Here is a 23129-nt window from a genome sequence, read left to right as displayed (position 1 = left end):
CTTGATCGACGACCGACAATTTAAAGGTCAGCGTGTAGTCTCGCTGACTACGCCTTTTTACTGATTCCATTACGTCCTCCTGAAAAACAGATCAGAAGGTGTAAACCTTATTCAGGACGGGACACAGCAATAAAAAAAGGCGCGAACCTCACGGAACGCGCCTTTTTCGTTGCAGCGATGTATCAGCTGGCCAGTGCCTTCGATGCCAGCCAGAACAGGCCGGCCGACAGGCCCACGGTTGCCGGCAGGGTCAGGACCCAAGCCAGCAGGATGGTCTTGACGGTGCCGCCCTGCAGGCCGCTTTTGTTGGCGACCATAGTGCCGGCCACGCCCGAGGACAGAACGTGGGTGGTGGACACCGGCAGGCTGAAGATGTTGGCCATGCCGATCAGGCTCGCCGTCGTGATCTGCGCCGACATGCCCTGAGAGTAAGTCATGCCTTGCTTGCCGATCTTCTCGCCGATGGTCAGTACCACGCGTTTCCAGCCAACCATGGTACCGAGGCCCAGGGCCAGTGCGACCGCCAGGATTACCCAGAACGGAGCGTATTCGGTGGTAGTGGTCAGGTCTTTGCGCAGCTTGTCCAGGTCAGCCTTTTCACGGGCAGCGAGGCCTGGCAGTTTGCTGACTTTCTTGGCCGTGTCGTCCAGGCAGAGCAGGTAGCGACGCACTTCGATGCGGCTTTCCGCCGACAACGAGTGGTAATCGGCCACACCTTTAAGGGTGTCGAGCAGGGCGGAAATGGTCGGTTCGGTCTGTTGCGGGTTGCAACGGAATTTCTCCGGCAGATCGCCTTCCACGCTTTTGCCCAGTGCCAGGAACTCGCCCAGCGTATCGGCATTGCGTTTGTAGAACTGGCTCAGGTGCAGGGTCGCATCGCGAGTCCGTTCGATCTGGTACGTGGTGCTGCCGAGATCGAGCACGAACTGCGCCGGCACGATACCGATCAGCACCAGCATGATCAGGCCAATACCTTTCTGACCATCGTTGGAACCGTGCACGAAGCTCACGGCCATGGCCGAGATCACCAGTACCAGGCGGTTCCAGAACGGCGGATGCTTCTTGTCGTCGATCTTGCGGCGCTGTTCCGGCGTCTTGTGCATCTTCGACAGCGGACGCCACCATTTAAGGCCGATCAGAATCAGCGCGGCGACCAGGAAGCCGGCCATTGGCGAGAACACCAGGGAGGCACCGATATCGATCGCCTTCTGCCAGTTCACGCCATCGGCCAACGGAATGTCGTTGATCAGGGCGTTGGCCAGGCCGACCCCGAGGATCGAACCGATCAGCGTGTGGGAACTGGAGGCCGGGATACCGAAGTACCAGGTGCCCAGGTTCCAGGTGATGGCGGCGGCGAGCAACGAGAACACCATGGCCAGTCCGTGACCGGTGTTCACATTGATCAGCAGTTCTACCGGCAGCAGGTGGACGATGGCATACGCCACGCCGACACCGCCCAGCAGCACGCCAAGAAAGTTGAACACACCGGAAAAGAACACGGCCAGATGAGGCGGCATGGCTTTGGTGTAGATAACAGTGGCCACCGCGTTTGCAGTGTCATGAAAGCCGTTGATGAACTCGAAGGCGAGGACAAAGGCGAGGGCGAGCAAGAGGCTCACAAGCACCCAAGCATCCAGTCCGCTGAATAAATCGATCATGAAGGTTTTCTGACCCGGTCATAAGGGGGCGCGATTATGCCAGAAAAGACTGCTAATCGATGCACTAGCTGCTCATCGGTAACATTCTTCAACGAATTAGTTTGCGGAAATAGCCCAGGCGCCGGGCTTTTACCGGGTTTTGCAAGTCGTTGAATTTCTTTGGAAAGCCCGCAGGCACAAGGGTTTCTCTCCTGTAGGCGAGAGGCTTGAACGCTTGTGTGAAATATCTGAGAAGAGGGCCAGACATGAGCCATTTGCCTCATCAGATGGATGAGGAGGCCGCTGCCCGCTCGTAGCGGGCGCGAATGGCAACATCATTGCTTCCCGCTTTTAACGGGGGCAGGCGCGGGCCCTTGAAAGGAATCAGGCCGGGGCAATCATGGCTCTTCGGCTTTGAGTTCCTTTTCCATCTTCTGCAATTCCTGGGAAAAAGCCTGATCCTGAACGGTGGCGCGTTTACGCCAGGGTTTGCGTTCCGGTTCGGGCTGAGCGGCGTAGGTGGTGACTTCCCCGCCGTAAACTTCCTTGTAACGTTGTTCCTGGCGCTCAAGTTCCGCGCGCAGTTCGTCTTTCGTCACAGTGCTACCTGTATGGGTTGAGATTAATTCTGGTAAATCGCGCTGCAGCAAATGCATTGACCACGCTCGCCGAAAGGACAATGCCCGCAAAGGCATCGTTTTACGACACGGCAATCAATACTTCCATGTTGCAGGCGGCCACGGCACCAGAGCAAAACGGCTGACGTAGCATCAGATTCCTGTTTCAGCGAGCGCGCTGGCGGAGCATATGAAATGAACGACACGCACTTGCTGCGGGCAGCCGCGATGGAACATCGTGCTGCCGGGTGACGCAATCGGCAAGTAAAAACCGAGTGGTCACTGAGTTGCATTATAGCGGTCGATTTGCAGAACACTATCGCCAACGAGTTAAAAATGAATGGCAATGTGTGATTGTTTTGTTACTTGAAAGTTTCGCGGTCACTTAGCAGTGATGTCTTTCTGGCGTCATTAAGTCGAACAAGTTAAAGCTTACATGGGGTGCTTTAACGGCGGGTTCAAGCAAAGGTAATACATGTAATAGAGGGCGCGAGCCGAAACCTGCACAGCGACTGTCGCGTCCATAGGGCTGATTGCGATTATCGGTCGCCCGTTCGATAATCGCCCGATCTTGGCTGCCCGTGGCTTGTGCGCCGAACCCGGGGCCGCATGTAATAGCCTTCGCCGATCCGTGTGGGAAAAGGACCTGATATGAACGAGCAAATGCGCAATTCCTTCGCTTCAGTAGCGCCGCCGATAGTCGCGTCGCCCGCCAAGCGGATCCAGGCCCTGACCGGCGACCCGGATTTCATGACGTCCCTGGCCCGTGGCCTGGCCGTGGTGCAAGCGTTCCAGGAACGCAAACGGCATTTGACCATCGCCCAGATCAGTCACCGCACGGAAATTCCCCGCGCCGCTGTGCGACGTTGCCTGCACACCCTGATCAAACTCGGCTACGCCACCACCGACGGTCGCACCTATTCGCTGCTGCCCAAAGTGCTGACCCTCGGCCATGCCTATCTGTCCTCGACCCCGCTGGCGGTGTCGGCCCAGCCTTACCTCGACCGCATGAGCGAGCAACTTCATGAGGCCTGCAACATGGCCACACTGGAAGGCGACGACATTTTGTACATCGCCCGCTCGGCGACCACTCAGCGTCTGATCTCGGTGGACCTGTCGGTGGGCGGACGCCTGCCCGCCTATTGCACTTCCATGGGCAGGATTCTTCTCGCGGCACTGGACGACACGTCGCTGCGCGAATACCTCGACCATGCCGACCTGCAAGCCAAGACCAGTCGCACTCTGCATACCCCCGAAGCGTTGCTCGAGTGCCTGCAGGAAGTACGGCAACAAGGCTGGTGCATCGTCGATCAGGAACTGGAACAAGGCCTGCGCTCGATTGCCGTTCCGGTGTACGACGCTTCCGGGCAAGTGGTGGCGGCGCTCAACGTCAGCACGCACGCCGGCCGGGTCAGCCGCAACGAGCTGGAGCAACGGTTCCTGCCGGGTCTGCTGGCGGCCAGCCGCAACCTCAGCGCCCAACTGTTCGCCTAAGCTGTTCGGTAATCGCCCAGACTCGCGTTTAACGAATTGACGCACTTTCCCCAGGATCACTAATGTCGCGGCAGCGCCAGCCTAGGCTGGCACCTGTCCGACTGCGTTCTTGCGTGGAATAAAAATAATGAACCAGCCTCAGTCTGCTGTAGGAAACTGCCTCGACGTGCAGTCCTTCATCAATGCTCAACCCATTTCGCGCTACCAGTGGCGAGTGGTGATCCTGTGTTTCCTGATTGTCTTCCTCGATGGCCTCGACACCGCGGCCATGGGCTTCATCGCGCCAGCACTGTCCCAGGACTGGGGCATCGATCGCGCCAGCCTCGGCCCGGTGATGAGTGCGGCGTTGATCGGCATGGTCTTCGGCGCACTGGGTTCCGGCCCGTTGGCTGACCGCTTCGGGCGAAAAGTCGTACTGGTGGGCGCCGTGTTGTTGTTCGGCGCCTTCAGCCTGGCGTCGGCTTACAGCACCAATGTCGATCAATTGCTGGTGCTGCGCTTCCTGACCGGTCTGGGCCTCGGTGCCGGTATGCCGAACGCCACGACGTTGCTGTCGGAATACACCCCGGAGCGCAAAAAATCCCTGCTGGTGACCAGCATGTTCTGCGGCTTCAACCTCGGCATGGCCGGTGGCGGGTTTATTTCGGCCAAGCTGATTCCTGCGTTCGGCTGGCACAGCCTGTTGCTGATCGGCGGAATTCTGCCGCTGATCCTCACCGTCGTTTTGCTGCTCTGGCTGCCGGAATCGGCGCGTTACCTGGTTGTGCGCAATCGCGGCACCGACAAGGTACGCAAGGCGCTGGCGCCGATCGATCCGAGCGTTGTCGCTCAGGCATCCAGCTTCAGTGTGCCGGAACAGAAAACCGTGCAGGCGCGCAACGTGTTTGCGGTGATCTTCTCCGGTACCTACAGCACCGGCACCTTGCTGCTGTGGCTGACCTACTTCATGGGCCTGGTGATCGTTTACCTGCTGACCAGTTGGCTGCCGACGCTGATGCGTGACAGTGGCGCGAGCATGGAGCAAGCGGCGTTCATCGGCGCGCTGTTCCAGTTCGGCGGCGTGTTGAGCGCTGTGGGTGTGGGCTGGGCGATGGACCGGTTCAATCCGCACAAAGTCATCGGCACTTTCTACCTGCTGGCCGGGGTGTTTGCCTACGCGGTAGGGCAGAGCCTGGGCAACATCACGCTGTTGGCAACCCTGGTGCTGGTGGCGGGGATGTGTGTCAACGGCGCGCAATCGGCGATGCCTTCTTTGGCGGCGCGGTTTTATCCGACTCAAGGGCGGGCGACGGGGGTGTCGTGGATGCTCGGGATTGGTCGCTTTGGCGCGATCCTCGGGGCGTGGATGGGCGCGACGTTGCTGGGGTTGGGCTGGAACTTTGAACAAGTGCTGACGGCGCTGGTGATTCCGGCGGCGTTGGCGACCACGGCGGTGGTGATCAAGGGCATGGTCAGCCATGCGGATGCGACCTGAGTCCAGGTTTCAGAATCTTCAGTGAGTTTGAGGGCCTCTTCGTCGGAATGCCGCCCAGACCAAGCCTCGCTCCTACGGGTAATCACTGAACCTGTAGGAGCGAGGCTTGCCCGCGAAGCTTTTTGGGATCGGTAGCCAAACAACAATCTGTTCGATAAACGAACACTCAGTCGATTATCGGATTGTTTGGCGTTTTTATGGGGCTTACTCTCTAGTCATTCCGGCGCGCGCATCGCGCCTTTTTCTACCACTGTCGGTTCATAACAAAACGGGAGCCTGCCCCATGGCTGAAATCCTTTCGCTGCACGACGCGGTGAAGCAATTCGTTAACGACGGCGATACCGTTGCGCTCGAAGGCTTCACTCACCTGATCCCTACGGCGGCGGGTCATGAAATCATTCGTCAGGGCAAGAAAGATCTGACGCTGGTACGGATGACGCCTGACCTGATCTACGACCAGTTGATCGGCGCCGGTTGTGCTCGCAAGCTGATTTTCTCCTGGGGCGGCAACCCGGGTGTGGGTTCGCTGCACCGTCTGCGTGATGCGGTCGAGAAGCAGTGGCCGCACCCGCTGGAAATCGAAGAACACAGCCACGCCGACCTGGCGAACGCCTACGTCGCTGGTGCCTCCGGCCTGCCGTTCGCGGTGCTGCGTGCCTACGCCGGTTCCGACCTGCCGAAGGTCAATCCGCTGATCAAATCCGTTACCTGCCCGTTCACCGGCGAAGTGTTGGCCGCCGTGCCTTCGGTGCGCCCGGACATCACCGTGATTCACGCGCAGAAAGCCGACCGTAAAGGCAACGTGCTGCTCTGGGGCATCCTCGGCGTGCAGAAAGAAGCTGCATTGGCCGCCAAGCGTTGCATCGTCACCGTTGAAGAAATCGTCGACGACCTCAACGCACCGATGAACTCCTGCGTGCTGCCGACCTGGGCCTTGAGCGCTGTCTGCCACGTTCCCGGCGGTGCGCATCCGTCCTACGCCCACGGCTACAACGAGCGTGACAACCGTTTCTATCAGGCCTGGGACCCGATTGCCCGCGACCGTGAAACCTTCACCGCGTGGATCAACGAGTACATCCATGGCTGCGCTGACTTCAGCGAGTTCCAGGCCAAGCTGGCCGCTGCTTCGGAGGCGAAGTAATGACTTACACCACCAATGAAATGATGACCGTTGCCGCCGCTCGCCGACTGAAGAACGGTTCGGTGTGCTTCGTTGGCATCGGCCTGCCGTCGAAAGCGGCCAACCTGGCGCGGCTGACGTCCTCGCCCGACGTAGTCCTGATCTATGAATCGGGTCCGATCGGTGCCAAGCCGAGTGTATTGCCGCTGTCGATTGGTGACGGTGAACTGGCGGAAACCGCTGACACCGTGGTCCCGACCGGTGAGATTTTTCGCTACTGGTTGCAGGGCGGGCGCATCGACGTCGGTTTTCTCGGCGCCGCGCAAGTGGACCGCTTCGGCAACATCAACACCACGGTAGTCGGCGATTATCACGCACCGAAAGTCCGTCTGCCGGGCGCCGGTGGCGCGCCGGAAATTGCCGGTTCGGCCAAAAGCGTGTTGATCATCCTTAAACAGTCGTCGCGTTCCTTCGTCGACAAGCTCGACTTCATCACCTCGGTCGGCCATGGCGAGGGCGGCGATTCGCGCAAGCGTCTGGGGCTGCCGGGCGCCGGTCCGGTCGGCATCATTACCGACCTGTGCATCATGGAACCGGAAGCGGGCACTCATGAATTCGTGGTCACGGCGTTGCACCCTGGCGTGACCCGCGAGCAAGTGGTTGCGGCCACCGGTTGGGCGATTCGTTTCGCCGACACTGTTGAACACACCGCCGAGCCGACCGAAGTTGAACTCAAGGCACTCAGGGATCTGGAAGCCCGCACCGCCGCCGCCCACGGCCAAGCACCCGGAGAAGCGTGATGCGTGACGTTTATATCTGCGACGCGATTCGCACCCCCATCGGCCGTTTCGGCGGTGGCCTGTCGGCGGTTCGCGCCGACGACCTGGCCGCCGTGCCGATCAAGGCATTGATGGAGCGCAACCCGTCGGTGGACTGGAACGCCGTGGACGAGGTGTTCCTCGGCTGCGCCAACCAGGCCGGCGAAGACAATCGCAACGTAGCGCGCATGGCGCTGCTGTTGGCGGGCCTGCCGGAATCCATTCCGGGCGTGACCCTCAATCGCCTCTGCGCTTCGGGCATGGATGCCATCGGCACCGCGTTCCGCGCCATCGCCAGCGGTGAAATGGAACTGGCGATTGCCGGCGGCGTCGAGTCGATGTCCCGCGCACCGTTCGTGATGGGCAAGGCCGATGCGGCGTTCTCGCGCAACATGAAGCTGGAAGACACCACCATCGGCTGGCGTTTCATCAACCCGTTGATGAAAGCGCAATACGGTGTCGATGCGATGCCGCAGACCGCCGACAACGTGGCCGACGATTATGAAGTGTCCCGCGAGGATCAGGACGCGTTTGCCCTGCGCAGTCAGCAGCGGACTGCCGCCGCGCAAGCTGCAGGATTTTTCGCGGAAGAAATCGTTGAAGTGCGGATTGCCCACAAGAAGGGTGAAACCGTCGTCAGCCAGGACGAACATCCTCGCGCCGACACCACGCTGGAAACCCTGGCCAAACTGAAACCGGTCAATGGCCCCGACAAAACCGTCACCGCTGGCAATGCGTCGGGTGTGAACGACGGCGCGGCCGCACTGATTCTGGCCTCGGCCGAAGCGGTGAAGAAACACGGTTTGACCGCTCGCGCCAAAGTGCTGGGCATGTCCAGCGCCGGTGTCGCACCGCGTGTCATGGGCATCGGCCCGGTGCCGGCAGTGCGCAAACTGACCGAACGCCTCGACCTGGCGGTCAGCGATTTCGATGTGATCGAACTCAACGAAGCCTTCGCCAGCCAAGGCTTGGCGGTGTTGCGTGAACTGGGCCTGGCGGACGACGCGGCGCAGGTCAACCCGAACGGTGGCGCCATTGCCTTGGGCCATCCGCTGGGCATGAGCGGTGCGCGCCTGGTGTTGACGGCGTTGCATCAGCTGGAAAAAACCGGTGGCAAGAAAGGTCTGGCGACCATGTGCGTCGGCGTCGGCCAGGGTCTGGCCTTGGCCATCGAACGGGTCTGACCCGCAGCAGTGACAATAAGAACTGAGGAAAGCGAAATGACTGACAAGCCTGGTTACCGTCGCCCGCAGGAAGGCACCCAGCCGGAGTACCTGCACCCGACGTATCAATCCACCAACCGTCGCTCACCGTCGAAGCCGTTGGTGTTTTTGCCTCATTCGTTGTCGGAAATTACCGGTCCGACCATCGGCGCCGAACGCGTCAACGAGAAGGACAATGACCTGACCGCCCAGCACAAGGGCGAGCCGCTGGGCGAGCGCATCATCATTCACGGCCGCGTGCTGGATGAAAACGGTCTGCCGGTGCCGGGGATTCTGGTGGAGATCTGGCAAGCCAACGCCGCCGGTCGCTACAACCATGCCCGTGACCTGCACGACGCGCCACTGGACCCGAACTTTACCGGCACCGGCCGCACCGTGACCGACGCCGATGGCTGGTATCAATTCCAGACCATCAAGCCCGGCGCTTACCCGTGGGGCAATCACCACAATGCCTGGCGTCCGGCGCACATCCATTTTTCGCTGTTCGGGCCGAGCATCCTGACGCGCCTCGTCACGCAGATGTATTTCCCCGGCGACCCGTTGCTGGCGTACGACCCGATCTACAACTGCGTGCCCGATACCAGCGCCAAAGAGCGCTTGATCGCCAGTTTCGACCTGGAAAAAACCATCCCTTCCTATGCCCTCGGTTATCGCTGGGACATCGTTTTGCGCGGCCGCGACGCTACGCCGATGGAGAAATAAGATGACGCTGACTGCGACCACGTCCCACACCGTCGGGCCGTATTACCACATCGGCCTGACCTGGCTGAACCGCGAAAACCTGACCGTCGAACAAACCCTGGGCGAGCGCGTGGCGATCACCGGGCAAGTCATCGATGGCAACGGCGAAATCGTCAACGACGCGATGCTGGAAGTCTGGCAGGCCAACGCCGCCGGCAAGTACGACCATCCCGAAGACGATCAGGCCAAACCGCTGGACCCGAACTTCGAAGGCTTTGGCCGGATCCCGGTGGATGCCGAAGGGCGCTTCCGCTTCACCACGATCAAACCGGGCACAGTGGAAGGCCTGAAAGGTTCGACCCAGGCGCCACACCTGGTGGTGCTGGTGTTTGCTCGCGGGCTGGTGAAGCACTTGCTGACGCGGATTTACTTTGATGGCGAGCCGGCCAACGTCGCCGACCCGCTGTTGGAATGCGTGCCCGCCGAACGCCGCAAAACCTTGCTGGCGAAGCAGGATGCGACCGGTGTTTACCAGTGGAATGTGATTCTGCAAGGCACGGATGCGGAGACGGTGTTCTTCGATTATTGAGTGAACACCACAACCTTGTAGGAGCCGGCTTGCTGGCGATTGCGGTGTGTCAGTGCCATCAATGCTGAATGACACACCGCGATCGCCAGCAAGCCGGCTCCTACAGGGGATCTGTGTGCATCTGTGGAACGGGACTGTTGCAAAGTGTGTCTAGACTCTCACTGTCCCCATTGAGTGAAAAACAATGACAACGCCAATCGCTTCAACCGCGCTATACACCGGCGAAGAGCGCAGCAAACGGATCTTCGCGATTGTCGGCGCCTCGTCCGGCAACCTCGTCGAATGGTTCGACTTCTACGTCTACGCCTTCTGTGCGATCTATTTCGCACCCGCCTTTTTCCCGTCCGACAACCCCACGGTGCAGTTGGTCAACACCGCGGGCGTGTTTGCCGCCGGGTTCCTGATGCGCCCGATTGGCGGCTGGATTTTCGGTCGCGTCGCGGACAAGCACGGGCGCAAGAATTCGATGCTGATATCGATTCTGATGATGTGCTTCGGTTCGCTGCTCATCGCCTGCCTGCCGACCTACAAGGACATCGGCGTCTGGGCGCCGATCATGCTGCTGTTCGCCCGTTTGCTCCAGGGCCTGTCGGTGGGCGGCGAATACGGCACCACCGCCACCTACATGAGCGAAGTCGCCCTCAAGGGCCAGCGCGGTTTCTTCGCCTCGTTTCAGTACGTCACGCTGATCGGCGGGCAGTTGCTGGCGGTGTCGCTGGTGGTGGTGCTGCAACAGTTCCTCACCGAGGATGACCTGCGTGCCTACGGCTGGCGGATTCCGTTCGTGGTCGGTGCCATGGCGGCATTGGTTTCGCTGTACCTGCGTCGTTCGCTGAAGGAAACCACCAGCAAGGAAATGCGCGAAAACAAGGACGCCGGCAGCATTCGCGCGCTGTTCCGCGACCATAAAGCCGCGTTTATCACCGTGCTCGGCTATACCGCCGGCGGCTCGCTGATTTTCTACACCTTCACCACGTACATGCAGAAATACCTGGTGAACACCGCCGGCATGCATGCCAAGACCGCCAGCTACATCATGACCGGCGCTCTGTTCTTTTATATGTGCATGCAGCCGATCTTCGGCATGCTCTCGGACAAGATCGGCCGCCGGAACTCGATGCTGTGGTTTGGCGCACTCGGCACGCTGTGCACCGTGCCGATTCTGCTCAGCCTGAAAAGCGTCACCAGTCCGTTCCTGGCCTTCGTGCTGATTACCCTGGCGCTGGCGATTGTCAGTTTCTACACCTCGATCAGCGGTCTGGTAAAAGCCGAAATGTTCCCGCCTGAGGTGCGTGCATTGGGTGTTGGCCTGGCTTACGCGGTGGCGAATGCAATATTCGGCGGGTCGGCGGAGTATGTAGCCTTGAGCCTCAAAGCGGTCGGCATGGAAAACTCCTTCTACTGGTACGTGACGTTGATGATGGCGATAGCGTTCCTGTTCAGCCTGCGTCTGCCCAAACATGCGAAGTATCTAGAAAACGACCTTTGATCCACACCCGCGGGCCCAAGCGGCCCGCGTCTCCAGGGACTGTTTATGAACCAGCGACCGGGCAATCAATTATTCGATGCCTATTTCACTGCGCGCGATATGCGCGAGGTGTTCTGCGATCAGGGCCGGGTTCAGGCCATGCTCGATTTCGAAGCGGCGCTGGCCCGCGCCGAGGCGCATGTCGGGTTGATTCCGCAGGCGGCGGTGGCGCCTATCGAAGCGGCTTGCCGCGCCGGGCACTACGATTTCGCCGCCCTCGGCGAGGCGATTGCCACGGCCGGTAATTCGGCGATTCCGCTGGTGAAAGCGTTGGGCAAACAGATCGCGACCACCGATGCCGAAGCCGAGCGCTATGTGCATCTGGGCGCCACCAGCCAGGACGTGATGGACACCGGCCTGGTGCTGCAATTGCGCCGGGCGCTGGAACTGATTGAGAGCGATCTGGCGCAACTGGGTGAAACCCTTTCAACGCAAGCCCAGCGTTATGTCGCCACGCCGCTGGCCGGTCGCACCTGGTTGCAGCACGCAACGCCGGTCACCTTGGGCATGAAGATCGCCGGTTGGCTGGGCGCGGTCACCCGCAGCCGTCAACGTCTGCAAGAACTCAAACCGCGCCTGCTGGTGCTGCAATTCGGCGGCGCCTCCGGGACCCTCGCGGCCCTCGGTGCGCAAGCGCTGCCGATTGCCGACGCGCTGGCCACGGAGCTGCACCTGACGTTGCCCGACCAACCGTGGCACACGCAACGTGATCGTCTGGTGGAATTCGGTTCGGTGCTGGGATTGATCGCCGGCAGTCTCGGCAAGCTCGGTCGTGACATCAGCCTGTTGATGCAGACTGAAGCGGGCGAAGTGTTCGAGCCCTCGGCGCCGGGCAAGGGCGGTTCGTCGACCATGCCGCACAAACGCAACCCGGTGGGCGCCGCCGTGCTGATCGGCGCCGCAACACGGGTTCCCGGTCTGCTCTCGACCCTGTTCAGTGCGATGCCGCAAGAGCACGAGCGCAGCCTCGGCCTGTGGCATGCCGAGTGGGAAACCCTGCCGGAGATCTGCTGCCTGGTGTCCGGCAGCCTCAAGCAAGCATTGCTGGTGGCAGACGGACTGGAAGTGGACGCCGAACGCATGGCCCGCAACCTCGACCTGACCCAAGGCCTGGTGCTGGCCGAAGCGGTGAGCATCGTTCTCGCGCAACGGGTCGGCCGCGACACCGCGCATCATTTACTGGAGCAGTGCTGCAAGCGCGCCGTCGCTGAGCAACGGCATTTGCGCGCGGTGCTGGGCGACGAGCCGCACGTGACCGCCGAACTCTCGGCCGCTGAACTCGATCATCTGCTGGACCCTGCTCACTACCTCGGACAGGCCCGTACCTGGGTCGAGCGAGCGGTGGCTGAACATTCTGCGTTAACTGCCTGAAGGAGACTGCTGTGGCTTTCGTACAACTCGCCGAGGGCGAACTGCACTACCAAATTGAAGGGCCGCAACTCGATGGCCCGGACGATGCGCCGGTGCTGGTGCTGTCCAACTCGCTGGGCACCGACCTGCACATGTGGGACGCGCAAATTGCCGCGTTCACCGAGCATTTCCGCGTGCTGCGTTTTGATACCCGTGGCCACGGTAAATCACTGGTCACGCCGGGGCCGTACAGCATCGAGCAACTGGGCCGAGACGTGCTGGCGTTGCTGGATGCGTTGCACATTGAGAAGGCGCATTTCTGCGGTCTGTCGATGGGTGGCTTGATCGGCCAGTGGCTGGGCATCAATGCCGGTGATCGATTGAACAAACTGGTGGTGTGCAACACTGCGGCGAAAATCGGCGACCCGTCGATCTGGAACCCGCGCATCGAAACCGTGTTGCGTGACGGCGCGGCGGCCATGGTTGCGCTGCGCGATGCGTCGATTGCGCGTTGGTTTACCCCGGACTTTTCCGAGGCCAATCCGGCGGCGGCGAAACGGATTACCGACATGCTCGCGGCTACTTCGCCGCAAGGTTATGCAGCCAATTGCGCTGCCGTGCGCGATGCCGATTTCCGTGATCAGCTGTCCTCGATCAAGGTGCCGCTGCTGGTGATCGCCGGCACCGAAGACGCGGTCACGCCGCCGTCCGGTGGGCACTTCATCCAGGAACATGTGGCGGGTGCCGAGTACGCAGAGTTCTACGCGGCGCACCTTTCCAACGTACAGGCGGGCGATGCGTTCAGTGAACGTGTTATTGCCTTCTTGTCGGGCCATTGAGGGGAACATCCGTGGACGAGAAACAACGTTACGACGAGGGCATGAACGTACGCCGCGCAGTCCTTGGCGACGCCCATGTCGACCGCAGCCTGACCGCGCTGACCGAGTTCAATTCGGAGTTTCAGGAGATGATCACCCGCCACGCCTGGGGTGACATCTGGACCCGGCCGGGCCTGCCGCGCCATACCCGCAGCCTGATCACCATCGCCATGTTGATCGGCATGAACCGCGAGGGTGAACTCAAGTTGCACCTGCGCGCTGCCGCCAACAATGGCGTGACCCGTGGCGAGATCAAGGAAGTGATCATGCAGAGCGCCATCTACTGCGGCATCCCGGCGGCGAATGCGACGTTTCATTTGGCCGAGTCGGTTTGGGATGAGTTGGGCGTCGAGTCCCGGGAATAGACCAAACGCCACAAACCTGTAGGAGCCGGCTTGCTGGCGATCTGGACGACGCGGTTTGTCAGGCGGATCGCGTCGATCCTATCGCCAGCAAGCCGGCTCCTACAGGATTTGCAGGTTTACAACAGGCTGATCGGGTAGCTGATGATCAATCGGTTCTCGTCGAACTCGTTGTTGCTGTAATCGCGGCGCATGGTCGAGTTGCGCCATTTGACGTTCAGGTCCTTCAGCGCACCGCTTTGTACGGTGTAGCCCAGTTCACTCTCGCGGCCCCATTCCTTGCCGTCGGTGATAGTGCCGGCGTGTACGTTTTCGCCGCTGATGTAGCGGTTCATCAGGGTCAGGCCCGGTACACCGAGCGCAACGAAGTTGTAGTCGTGGCGCACCTGCCAGGATTTTTCCCGCGCGTTGTCATAGCTGGAGTTGTAGCTGTCGTTGGCCAGGGTGCCGCCGCTGGTGCCGTTGACCCGCATCCAGGCGCTGTCGCCGGTGAGTTTTTGCAGGCCGACATAGAAAGTGTTGCCGCCGTACTTGGCGGAGAACATGCCCGACCAGGTCTTGTTGTCCAGATCGCCGGCGCGGGCGCTGCCGTCTTCCTTGCCGTAGAAGAAACCGAGGTTGGCGCCCAGGGTCCAGTCGCCGATGGGTTGGCTGTGGGTCAGGTTGACGAATTGCTGGCTGTAGATGTCTTTGAGTTCGGCATTCCACAGGCCGATCTGGGTGCGCTTCTCGTTGAACAGGTATTCGCCGCCCTGGAAGTTGAAGCGGTCGGAGGTGAAGGCTGCTTTGCCGGTCATCGACATGTCGTTCATGCTGCTGTCGTCACGCGGGCTGTTCTGGCGGAACTGGCCGCCGTAGAGCGTCAGGCCGTTGATTTCCTTGGACGTGATCTGGCCGCCACGGAAGGTTTGCGGCAGCGAGCGCCCATCGTCCGAACGCAGGATCGGCAGCACCGGCATCCATTCGCCGACCTTCACTTCGGTCTGCGACAGCTTGGCCTTGAACGCCACGTTGGTGCGACCGAAGTTGTCCGCCGGGCGACCATCGTGGTCCAGCGGCAGCAACTGCGTACCGCCGGTGCCTTTGCCGCCGTCGAGTTTTACCGAGTACAGCCCCAGCACATCCATGCCGAAGCCGACGGTGCCTTGGGTGAACCCGGATTTGGCGTCGAGGATGAAACTTTGCGTCCACTCTTCAGCCTTGCCCTGTGCCTTGGTCGGGTTGGTGAAGTTGCGGTTGATGTAGAAGTTGCGCAGGTTCAGGTTGACCTTGGCCCCTTCGACAAAACCCGCCTCTTCGGCCGTGGCGGGCAGGGCGGCGCCGGCCAGTGCGAGGGCGATCAGGCTGGGAACGAAATAATTGGAAGGCGTCATGGGCTCGGTCTCTCTAATTCTTGGAGATGAAACGGGGCGATGCCGCAACCGTCGGGTTGCAGACAAAAAGATTCGAATTCAAATGAAACGGGGCGAGATCAGCCGGACAGGGCGGGGCGCGGGGGCATGGTGTCGAACCTGTTGTTATTGGTTTTGTGTGGCGAATGGTGCGGGGAATGAACTGGATGGTTCAATTGGTAAAAGCGGGTTTTGGGCGATTATCGAACCGAGATTGCCTTGGATTGTGTGTTGGCATGCCGGCCCCATCGCGAGCAGGCTCACTCCCACATTTGACCGAGTTCATTTAGGAGGGATGCGGTCAAATGTGGGAGTGAGCCTGCTCGCGATGGGGCCGGCACAGGCGCCACATCTTTTCCAGCAGCCAACAAAAAGCCCACCAAACGGTGGGCTTCGTGTTTACAGCAACTCGATCAGAACAACTTCAGCTTCGGCGCTTCTTCTTTCAGCGGCTCGACTTTCGCAGTCTGCTCGTTCCAGCCACCACCCAGTGCCTTGTACAGATTCACGGCGCTGGTCAGTTGCGCCAGGCGGTCGGTGATCAGCGCCTGTTGGGCACTGAACAGCTGACGCTGGGCATCGAGGAAGGTCAGGTTGCTGTCGACGCCAATGCGATAACGACGCTCGGCCAGACGGTAGTAGTCCTGGTTGGCGGTGACGAAATCACGCTGGGCCTGCAACTGCTCGGTGTAGGTCTGGCGGGCGGCCAGGCCGTCGGCGACTTCCTGGAAGGCCGTTTGAATGGACTTCTCGTAGTTCGCCACGCCGATGTCTTTCTGGATTTTCGAGTAATCCAGGCTGGCGCGCAGGCTGCCGGCGTTGAAGATCGGCAGGTTGATTTGCGGCTGGAACAACCACGTGCCCGAACCACCCTTGAACAGACCGGACAGGTCCGGGCTCAACGTACCGGCATTGGCGGTGAGGCTGATGCTCGGGAAGAACGCCGCGCGCGCTGCGCCGATGTTGGCGTTGGCCGCTTTCAGGTTGTATTCGGCTTGCAGAATGTCCGGACGACGTTGCAGCAGATCCGACGGCAGGCCAGGCGGTACGTCGCTCAGCAAATCGTCAGACAGCGGCCTGGCTTCCCGCAGATTGGCCGGGATACCGGTGCCGAGCAGCAGCACCAGGCTGTTTTCATCCTGGGCGACCTGGCGTGTGTAACGGGCCAGTTGCGCACGGGCGTTTTCCACCGAGGTGCGCGACTGCGCCAGGTCCAGCGCCGAGGCGACGCCCACTTCGTTGCTGCGTGCGGTGAGCTTGTAGCTCTCCTCGAACGCAGCGAGGGTGTCCTGAGTCAGCTTGCGCAGCTCTTTGTCGGCCTGCCAGGTCAGGTAGGCATTCGCCACGCTGGCCACCAGGCTGATTTGCGTGCTGCGACGGCCTTCTTCAGTGGCGAAGTACTTCTGCAGGGCTTCTTCGTTCAGGCTGCGAACCCGACCAAACAGGTCGAGTTCATAGGCGCTGATGCCGACGGTGGCCGAGTAGGAACTGGTGATGCCCGCCTGACCGGTCTGTGAAGCGTCAGCCGGAACCCGCTGACGGCTGCCGGTACCGTTGGCCGAAACCGCCGGGAACAGGTCGGCACGCGAGATGCGGTACTGCGCCGCGAACGCGTCGATGTTCAGCGCCGCGACACGCAGGTCACGGTTGTTTTCCAGGGACAGCTGGATCAGCTGCTGCAGCGCCGGGTCATGGAAAAACTGCTTCCAGCCCTGTTCGGCGGCAGCCTGGCTCGGCGCCTGGGCCGGCGAATAAGCCGGGCCTTGCGGGTACTGGGCGGCCACCGGTGCTTCAGGCTGCTGATAATCGGGTATCAGCGAGCAGCCGCTCAGCACGAAGGCCGCGACTGCGATGGAGAGTAGCGACTTGCTCATTAGCCAGCCTCTTTAGAAGGTTCAATAGCGTCGTCCTGATCGGCGATTTTTCGCTGACCCATGGCCGACACGGTGACGAAGAACAACGGGACCCAGAAGATCGCCAATACGGTGGCGGTGATCATACCGCCAATTACCACGGTACCGATGGCGTGTTGGCTGCCCGAGCCGGCGCCGCTGGAAATGGCCAGCGGCACTACGCCGAGAATGAACGCCAGGGAGGTCATGATGATCGGGCGCAAACGCATGCGGCAAGCCTCGATGGCAGCCTCCTGCAAGCTTTTGCCCTGTTCGTGCAGATCCTTGGCGAACTCGACGATCAGAATGGCGTTTTTCGCCGCCAGACCGATGGTGGTCAACAGACCCACGAGGAAGTACACGTCGTTGGACAGACCCCGCAGGCTGGTGGCCATCAGCGCACCGATAATCCCCAGTGGCACCACGAGCACGACGGCAATCGGAATCGACCAGCTTTCATACAACGCCGCCAGGCACAGGAACACCATCAGAATCGACAGCGCGAACAGCGCAGGCGCCTGGGAGCCCGCCAGTCGTTCTTCATACGACAGACCGGTCCAGGAAATACCGACACCGGCCGGCAGTTTCAGGGCAAGCGCCTCGACTTCGGCCATGGCTTCACCGGTGGAATAACCCGGGGCAGGGGAGCCGAGGATTTCCATCGCTTCTACGCCGTTGTAACGGGCCAGTTTTGGCGAGCCGTAAATCCACTCACCCTTGGCAAATGCGGTGAAGGGAACCATGGTCCCGGCGCTGTTGCGCACGTACCACTTCTTCAGGTCTTCAGGGCTCATGCGCGCGCCGGGCTGGCCTTGCACGTAAACCTTCTTCACACGACCACGGTCGATGAAGTCGTTCACATAGCTACTGCCCAAGGCAATCGACAAGGTGTTGTTGATGTCGGCGATAGTAATGCCCAGCGCACTGGCCTTCTCGTCGTCGATTTCCAACTGGAATTGCGGCTCGTCGTTCAGACCGTTCGGGCGCACTTGCGCCAGCACTTTGCTCTGCGCTGCCATGCCGAGGAACTGGTTACGGGCAGCCATCAGCTTTTCGTGACCGATACCGGCGCGGTCTTGCAGGAACACGTCGAAACCAGTGGCGTTACCCAGCTCCAGTACCGCTGGCGGTGCGAAAGCGAACACCATGGCGTCACGGAAGGTGAAGAAGTGCTGTTGGGCACGGGCCGCGACTTTGAACACGTTGTTGTCGGCGTTACGTTCGTGCCACGGCCTCATCATGATGAACGCCATGCCCGAACTCTGGCCACGGCCGGCGAAGTTGAAACCGGTCACGGTAAATACCGAGTTCACCGCATCGCCTTCACCGCCATCCTTGCTTGGACGCAGCAGGAATTCACGCATCTCGTCCACGACGACCTGAGTGCGCTGGGCAGTCGAGCCGGCCGGGGTCTGCACTTGAGCAAACAGTACGCCCTGGTCTTCCTCCGGGAGGAACGAGGATGGAATACGCATGAACAACCAGATCATGCCGATGACGATGATCACGTAGGCCAGCAGGTACGGCGCCTTGTTGCGCAGAATGTTGCCGACGCCACGCTCGTAGCTTTTCACGCTACGGTCGAAGTTGCGGTTGAACCAGCCGAAGAAACCACGTTTCGGCACGCCGTGCTCGCCCTTGGGAATGGCTTTGAGCATGGTGGCGCAGAGCGCCGGGGTGAAGATCAGCGCGACCAGTACCGACAGGGCCATGGCCGAGACGATGGTGATCGAGAACTGCTTGTAGATCACACCCGTGGAGCCGCCGAAGAACGCCATCGGCAGCAGTACCGCCGAGAGCACCAGGGCAATACCGACCAGCGCACCCTGGATCTGCCCCATGGATTTCTTGGTGGCCTCCTTGGGTGACAGGCCTTCTTCGCTCATGACCCGTTCGACGTTTTCCACGACGACGATGGCATCGTCCACCAGCAGGCCGATGGCCAACACCATACCGAACATGGTCAGGGTGTTGATGCTGAAACCGAACGCCGCGAGGATGCCGAACGTACCCAGCAATACCACCGGCACGGTCATCGTGGTGATGACGGTGGCGCGGAAGTTCTGCAGGAACAGGAACATCACCAGGAACACCAGCACGATTGCTTCGACCAGGGTTTCAACCACACCCTTGATCGACTCGGTCACCACTGGCGTGGTGTCGTACGGGAACACCACTTCCATCCCTTGCGGGAAGAACGGCTTGAGGCTGTCGATGGTCTTGCGCAGCGCTTTCGCGGTGTCGAGGGCGTTGGCACCGTTGGCCAGTTTCACCGCCAGGCCGGAAGCCGGGGCGCCGTTGAACTGGGCGTTGATGCTGTAGTTCTCGCCACCCAGACCGACGTCGGCGACATCTTTCAAGCGAACCTGGGAGCCGTCCTTGTTGACCTTGAGCAGGATTCTGTTGAATTGCTCAGCGGTCTGCAGGCGGGTCTTGCCGATGATCGTCGCGTTCAACTGAGTGCCGGGCAGGGCAGGCAGGCCGCCGAGCTGGCCGGACGATACCTGGACGTTTTGCGCGGCAATGGCGGTTTTGACGTCAATCGGGGTCAGGTTGAAGTTGTTCAACTTGGCCGGGTCGAGCCAGATACGCATGGCGTACTGGGAACCGAACACCTGGAAGTCGCCCACGCCGGCTGTCCGCGAGATCGGATCCTGCATGTTGGACACGATGTAGTTGGACAGGTCGTCCTTGGTCATGCTGCCGTCACGCGAGACCACGCCGATCACCAGCAGGAAGTTCTTCACGGCCTTGGTCACGCGGATACCTTGCTGCTGTACTTCTTGCGGCAGCAGCGGGGTGGCCAGGTTCAGCTTGTTCTGGACCTGAACCTGCGCGGTATCGGAGTTGGTGCCTTGCTCGAAAGTCGCGGTGATCGTCATGGTGCCGTCGGAGTTACTTTCCGAGGACACATAACGCAGGTTGTCGATACCGTTGAGCTGCTGCTCGATCACCTGAACCACGGTGTCTTGCACGGTTTGCGCGGAAGCGCCCGGGTAGGCCACGGAAATGGCGATCGCCGGAGGCGCAATGCTCGGGTACTGGTTGATCGGCAACTTGAGGATCGATAGAGCCCCGACCAGCATGATCACCAGGGCAATTACCCAGGCGAAAATCGGACGGTCGATAAAAAATTTCGACATGGTTTACTCCCCTTTGCCGCTGGAAGCCTTGTTAGCTGCCTGTGCGGGGGCCGGGTTCTTTGCGCCAACGTTAGTCGCCTCAGTGGCCTTGACTTCAATGCCAGGTTTGACGAATTGCAGCCCTTCGGTGATCAGGCGATCGCCGGCTTTCAGGCCGTCCTCGATCAGCCACTGGCTGCCGACAGTGCGGCTGGCCTTGAGCTGACGCAGCTCGACCTTGTTGTCCGCACCGACGACCAGCGCGGTCGGGGAGCCTTTGAGGTCGCGGGTCACGCCTTGTTGCGGTGCCAGGATGGCGGCTGCATTCACGCCGGCCTGAAGCTGGGCGTGAACGAACATGCCAGGCAACAGGGTGTGATCAGGGTTCGGGAACACCGCACGCAGAGTGACGGAGCCGGTGGTCTGGTCAACCGAGACTTCGGAGAATTCGAGCTTGCCGTCGAGCTTGTACTGGCTGCCGTCTTCGAGGGTCAGCTTGACCGCCGCCGAGTTGTCGCCGGCCTTTTGCAGACGACCGCTTTCCAGTTCGCGGCGCAGTTCAAGCAGCTCTACCGAGGACTGGGTGACATCGACGTAGATCGGGTCGAGTTGCTGGATCACCGCCATGGCGTCCGCCTGGCCACTGGTGACCAGTGCGCCTTCGGTCACGCTGGAACGACCGATGCGACCGGACAGTGGCGCATAGACCTTGGTGTAGCGCACATTGATCTGGGCGCTTTGCAGGGCGGCTTCCGATTGCAGGCGGTTGGCCTGTGCGGTGTCGTATTCCTGACGGCTCACAGCCTGTTCGTTGACCAATTGCTTGTAGCGATCGGAGATCGACTTGGTCTGTTGCAGGTTGGCTTCGGCGCTTTTCAGCGTGGCTTCATAAACCGCCGGATCGATCTGATACAGCTGTTGGCCGGCCTTGACGTCGCCGCCTTCCTTGAACAGACGTTTGAGAATGATGCCGTTGACCTGCGGGCGAACTTCCGCGATGCGGTAGGCGCTGGTGCGGCCCGGCAGCTCGGACGTCAGGGTGAAGGCTTGAGGTTGCAGGGTGACGACGCCGACCTGAGGCGGTGGGGCGGCCGGTGCCGCTTCTTCCTTTTTGCATCCGCTGAGCAGCGATGCCAAGGCGACGGCAGTGACCAGAGCGGTAACAGCTGGCTTGAATTGCATGAAAATCCTCGGGTCAGGCGCGTAAAAAAACGCACAAGAAAAGATGGAAGGTTAAAAATTGGATGCCGGGTGGATAAGTAGCTTGCTAAGGAATATACTTACATTCATGGTTGTTTGTAAATACCTTGGCTGTGTACCCTCGCTGTTACAGAGGCCGTCGCAAGGTTGGAATTGTAGGCCCGGGGACGAGTCCCAAGAGCGCTCGCCCCACTTTTATTCAGCTGATATTCAGACATCGCTGAAGCATCCTGATTGAGGTTGTACTGCCATGGTCCGTCGCACCAAAGAGGAAGCTCAAGAAACCCGTAGCCAGATACTCGAGGCGGCCGAAAAAGCCTTTTTCGAGCGGGGCGTGGCCCGCACGACGCTGGCGGACATCGCAACCCTGGCCGGCGTCACCCGTGGCGCCATCTACTGGCATTTCAGCAACAAGGCCGATCTGGTGCAGGCCATGCTCGACAGCTTGCATGAGCCCCTTGATGAGCTGGCCAAAGCCGCGGAGAGCGAAGACGAGCTCGATCCGCTGGGCTGCATGCGCCGCCTGCTTATTCATTTGTTTCATGAAGTTGCGCTGGACCCCAAGACCCGGCGCATCAACGAGATTCTGTTTCATAAGTGCGAATTCACCGATGAAATGTGCGACCTGCGCCAGCAGCGCCGAACGGCCAGCCTCGAATGCAACACGCGCATTGGCCTGACCTTGCGTAATGCCGTGAATCGCGGGCAGTTGCCGGAAAACCTCGACACCGCCCGTGCGGCCATCAGCATTCATGCCTATATAGATGGCCTGCTGTACCAATGGTTGCTCGCACCGGACAGTTTCCAGCTGCATACCGAGGCCGAGCGTTGGGTCGATACCGGGCTGGACATGCTGCGTTTCAGTCCCAGCCTGCGAAAGTGAAGCAACATGCGTAATTGGATCCGTTTATGTCAATAGACGCGGGCGAAGATCAACTCTTCGCCCGCGTTGGCGTACTGGGGTGCTTTTATATAGGGACGCGCTCCGGGATGACAGGTAGCGAGCTACGTATTTTGTAGGAAATTTGTGTCGCAGATGTGAAAAGGCAAGAGCGATCCCCAGTGGTCGCTGCTTCAGCCCAGTGTGATTTCCACCTCGAAGTTGAAAGGCTGATCCTCTGCCATGCGGGTGATTTTGGTGGAGCAATTGATTTTGGATGAGCCGATGGAGGTGACGGTGTTTTTTACCGTCGCCCTGTGTCTTGGCGAAATAACGCCGAAGGATTTGTTCATGATCATGCCGAGGTCAAAACGTACCCCGACGTTCTGATCGATAAAATCCACGAACTGATTGAACATGATTTTGTTCTTCGGCCACGGTGCGGCGTACGTATAGGCAAAATCGGATTTGAATGCTGTCTTTGCGTGAGGTTGGAGCAGGAATGACTCACGCTCTGATGGGCGCAAAGGCAGACTGGTTTGTGCGATTTTAAACGTGTGCGGTGTGTTGTTAATGAGTTTGACGATCACGCGAGTGTTTTTCGAACTTTCATCTTGATGACGCCACTGTTCGATTTTCTGATTCAACTCGCGTTCTGATTCAATCTTTTCGAGGAAGCCGATTAATTCCACCTGGGCGATCCCGATCAACTCATCCAGCGCTTGCTGATTCTCTTCGCTGAACAGAAGCGGCGTCAGATTGTATAGGGTGCCAATGGAGGTGAAATTGAAAAATGTCAGCAGGTCTTCGTACGTGCTACTGGTTTCGTTGATGTCGTTCATATCGATTCCTTTCGATCAAATAAGTGGTTCT

At 60.1% G+C, this 23129-nt stretch carries 19 protein-coding genes; 12 read left to right on the top strand and 7 right to left on the bottom strand.

Annotation, left to right across the window (positions count from 1 at the left end; all coding sequences use genetic code 11):
- Positions 1-182: 182 nt before the first annotated feature.
- Positions 183-1658 carry an inorganic phosphate transporter gene (locus IB254_RS27805; protein ID WP_192420636.1) on the bottom strand — a complete coding sequence of 492 codons (1476 nt, stop codon included), beginning with the start codon at positions 1656-1658 and terminating at the stop codon, positions 183-185.
- Between the two features lie 377 nt (positions 1659-2035).
- Positions 2036-2236: a hypothetical protein gene (locus IB254_RS27800; protein WP_007903846.1), complete on the bottom strand. Its 201-nt coding sequence runs from the start codon at positions 2234-2236 to the stop codon at positions 2036-2038.
- Positions 2237-2905: 669 nt separating this feature from the next.
- On the opposite strand from IB254_RS27800, the gene pcaR reads away from it, so the two are divergent.
- The 11 genes from pcaR to pcaC all read left to right on the top strand — a co-directional run bounded on the left by pcaR (position 2906) and on the right by pcaC (position 13774).
- Positions 2906-3748, top strand: coding sequence for a pca regulon transcriptional regulator PcaR (gene pcaR / locus IB254_RS27795; protein ID WP_008025635.1), 843 nt, complete (start codon positions 2906-2908; stop codon positions 3746-3748).
- A gap of 127 nt (positions 3749-3875) precedes the next feature.
- The gene (locus IB254_RS27790; RefSeq protein ID WP_192420634.1) at positions 3876-5222 is read left to right on the top strand and encodes an MFS transporter; all 1347 of its coding nucleotides are present in this window, start codon (positions 3876-3878) and stop codon (positions 5220-5222) included.
- Between the two features lie 283 nt (positions 5223-5505).
- Positions 5506-6363 carry a CoA transferase subunit A gene (locus IB254_RS27785; RefSeq protein WP_008025638.1) on the top strand — a complete coding sequence of 286 codons (858 nt, stop codon included), beginning with the start codon at positions 5506-5508 and terminating at the stop codon, positions 6361-6363.
- The gene (locus IB254_RS27780) at positions 6363-7142 is read left to right on the top strand and encodes a CoA-transferase subunit beta (RefSeq protein WP_008025640.1); all 780 of its coding nucleotides are present in this window, start codon (positions 6363-6365) and stop codon (positions 7140-7142) included. The genes IB254_RS27785 and IB254_RS27780 overlap by 1 nt, the downstream gene beginning before the upstream one ends.
- Positions 7139-8344 carry a 3-oxoadipyl-CoA thiolase gene (gene pcaF, locus IB254_RS27775; protein ID WP_192420632.1) on the top strand — a complete coding sequence of 402 codons (1206 nt, stop codon included), beginning with the start codon at positions 7139-7141 and terminating at the stop codon, positions 8342-8344. The genes IB254_RS27780 and pcaF overlap by 4 nt, the downstream gene beginning before the upstream one ends.
- 36 nt (positions 8345-8380) lie before the next feature.
- Entirely contained in the window at positions 8381-9085 is a 705-nt protein-coding gene (pcaH, locus tag IB254_RS27770; RefSeq protein ID WP_008039436.1) for a protocatechuate 3,4-dioxygenase subunit beta, read from the top strand.
- 1 nt (position 9086) lies between these two features.
- Complete coding sequence (gene pcaG / locus IB254_RS27765) at positions 9087-9653, top strand: protocatechuate 3,4-dioxygenase subunit alpha (protein ID WP_192420630.1); 567 nt, start codon at positions 9087-9089, stop codon at positions 9651-9653.
- A gap of 184 nt (positions 9654-9837) precedes the next feature.
- The gene (locus tag IB254_RS27760; protein WP_192420628.1) at positions 9838-11142 is read left to right on the top strand and encodes an MFS family transporter; all 1305 of its coding nucleotides are present in this window, start codon (positions 9838-9840) and stop codon (positions 11140-11142) included.
- Between the two features lie 45 nt (positions 11143-11187).
- Positions 11188-12552 carry a 3-carboxy-cis,cis-muconate cycloisomerase gene (locus IB254_RS27755; RefSeq protein ID WP_192420626.1) on the top strand — a complete coding sequence of 455 codons (1365 nt, stop codon included), beginning with the start codon at positions 11188-11190 and terminating at the stop codon, positions 12550-12552.
- A gap of 11 nt (positions 12553-12563) precedes the next feature.
- Positions 12564-13370 (top strand): 3-oxoadipate enol-lactonase, encoded by an 807-nt coding sequence (gene pcaD, locus IB254_RS27750; protein WP_192420625.1) that lies wholly within the window; start codon positions 12564-12566, stop codon positions 13368-13370.
- Between the two features lie 11 nt (positions 13371-13381).
- Positions 13382-13774 (top strand): 4-carboxymuconolactone decarboxylase, encoded by a 393-nt coding sequence (gene pcaC, locus IB254_RS27745; protein ID WP_192420624.1) that lies wholly within the window; start codon positions 13382-13384, stop codon positions 13772-13774.
- 116 nt (positions 13775-13890) lie between these two features.
- Here pcaC and IB254_RS27740 read toward each other — a convergent pair whose 3' ends face one another.
- The 4 genes from IB254_RS27740 to emhA form a co-directional block, all read right to left on the bottom strand.
- Complete coding sequence (locus IB254_RS27740; protein WP_192420623.1) at positions 13891-15144, bottom strand: OprD family porin; 1254 nt, start codon at positions 15142-15144, stop codon at positions 13891-13893.
- A 431-nt stretch (positions 15145-15575) separates the two neighbouring features.
- Complete coding sequence (gene emhC, locus IB254_RS27735) at positions 15576-17036, bottom strand: efflux RND transporter outer membrane subunit EmhC (protein WP_192420621.1); 1461 nt, start codon at positions 17034-17036, stop codon at positions 15576-15578.
- A complete protein-coding gene (gene emhB, locus IB254_RS27730; RefSeq protein ID WP_192420619.1) occupies positions 17036-20197 on the bottom strand; it encodes an efflux RND transporter permease subunit EmhB in 3162 nt (1053 codons plus the stop codon). The genes emhC and emhB overlap by 1 nt, the downstream gene beginning before the upstream one ends.
- A 3-nt stretch (positions 20198-20200) precedes the next feature.
- Positions 20201-21358 (bottom strand): efflux RND transporter periplasmic adaptor subunit EmhA, encoded by a 1158-nt coding sequence (emhA, locus tag IB254_RS27725; RefSeq protein WP_008025666.1) that lies wholly within the window; start codon positions 21356-21358, stop codon positions 20201-20203.
- Between the two features lie 268 nt (positions 21359-21626).
- On the opposite strand from emhA, the gene emhR reads away from it, so the two are divergent.
- Positions 21627-22259: an efflux system transcriptional repressor EmhR gene (gene emhR / locus IB254_RS27720; protein ID WP_008039456.1), complete on the top strand. Its 633-nt coding sequence runs from the start codon at positions 21627-21629 to the stop codon at positions 22257-22259.
- Positions 22260-22450: 191 nt separating this feature from the next.
- Here emhR and IB254_RS27715 read toward each other — a convergent pair whose 3' ends face one another.
- The gene (locus tag IB254_RS27715; protein WP_192420617.1) at positions 22451-23098 is read right to left on the bottom strand and encodes a hypothetical protein; all 648 of its coding nucleotides are present in this window, start codon (positions 23096-23098) and stop codon (positions 22451-22453) included.
- Positions 23099-23129 lie beyond the last annotated feature (31 nt).

Source organism: Pseudomonas sp. PDM03, from assembly GCF_014852385.1.
GTDB lineage: Bacteria > Pseudomonadota > Gammaproteobacteria > Pseudomonadales > Pseudomonadaceae > Aquipseudomonas > Aquipseudomonas migulae.
The sequence above is the reverse complement of the archived record's forward strand: the minus strand, read 5'-3'. Positions and strand labels throughout refer to the sequence as shown.

Bases quoted from the DNA above. Each gene is read 5' to 3' on its own strand.
- IB254_RS27805 (WP_192420636.1), bottom strand. From the start codon at position 1,658: ATGATCGATTTATTCAGCGGACTGGATGCTTGGGTGCTTGTGAGCCTC.
- pcaR (WP_008025635.1), top strand. From the start codon at position 2,906: ATGAACGAGCAAATGCGCAATTCCTTCGCTTCAGTAGCGCCGCCGATA.
- IB254_RS27790 (WP_192420634.1), top strand. From the start codon at position 3,876: ATGAACCAGCCTCAGTCTGCTGTAGGAAACTGCCTCGACGTGCAGTCC.
- IB254_RS27785 (WP_008025638.1), top strand. From the start codon at position 5,506: ATGGCTGAAATCCTTTCGCTGCACGACGCGGTGAAGCAATTCGTTAAC.
- IB254_RS27780 (WP_008025640.1), top strand. From the start codon at position 6,363: ATGACTTACACCACCAATGAAATGATGACCGTTGCCGCCGCTCGCCGA.
- pcaH (WP_008039436.1), top strand. From the start codon at position 8,381: ATGACTGACAAGCCTGGTTACCGTCGCCCGCAGGAAGGCACCCAGCCG.
- pcaG (WP_192420630.1), top strand. From the start codon at position 9,087: ATGACGCTGACTGCGACCACGTCCCACACCGTCGGGCCGTATTACCAC.
- IB254_RS27760 (WP_192420628.1), top strand. From the start codon at position 9,838: ATGACAACGCCAATCGCTTCAACCGCGCTATACACCGGCGAAGAGCGC.
- IB254_RS27755 (WP_192420626.1), top strand. From the start codon at position 11,188: ATGAACCAGCGACCGGGCAATCAATTATTCGATGCCTATTTCACTGCG.
- IB254_RS27740 (WP_192420623.1), bottom strand. From the start codon at position 15,144: ATGACGCCTTCCAATTATTTCGTTCCCAGCCTGATCGCCCTCGCACTG.
- emhC (WP_192420621.1), bottom strand. From the start codon at position 17,036: ATGAGCAAGTCGCTACTCTCCATCGCAGTCGCGGCCTTCGTGCTGAGC.
- emhB (WP_192420619.1), bottom strand. From the start codon at position 20,197: ATGTCGAAATTTTTTATCGACCGTCCGATTTTCGCCTGGGTAATTGCC.
- emhA (WP_008025666.1), bottom strand. From the start codon at position 21,358: ATGCAATTCAAGCCAGCTGTTACCGCTCTGGTCACTGCCGTCGCCTTG.
- emhR (WP_008039456.1), top strand. From the start codon at position 21,627: ATGGTCCGTCGCACCAAAGAGGAAGCTCAAGAAACCCGTAGCCAGATA.
- IB254_RS27715 (WP_192420617.1), bottom strand. From the start codon at position 23,098: ATGAACGACATCAACGAAACCAGTAGCACGTACGAAGACCTGCTGACA.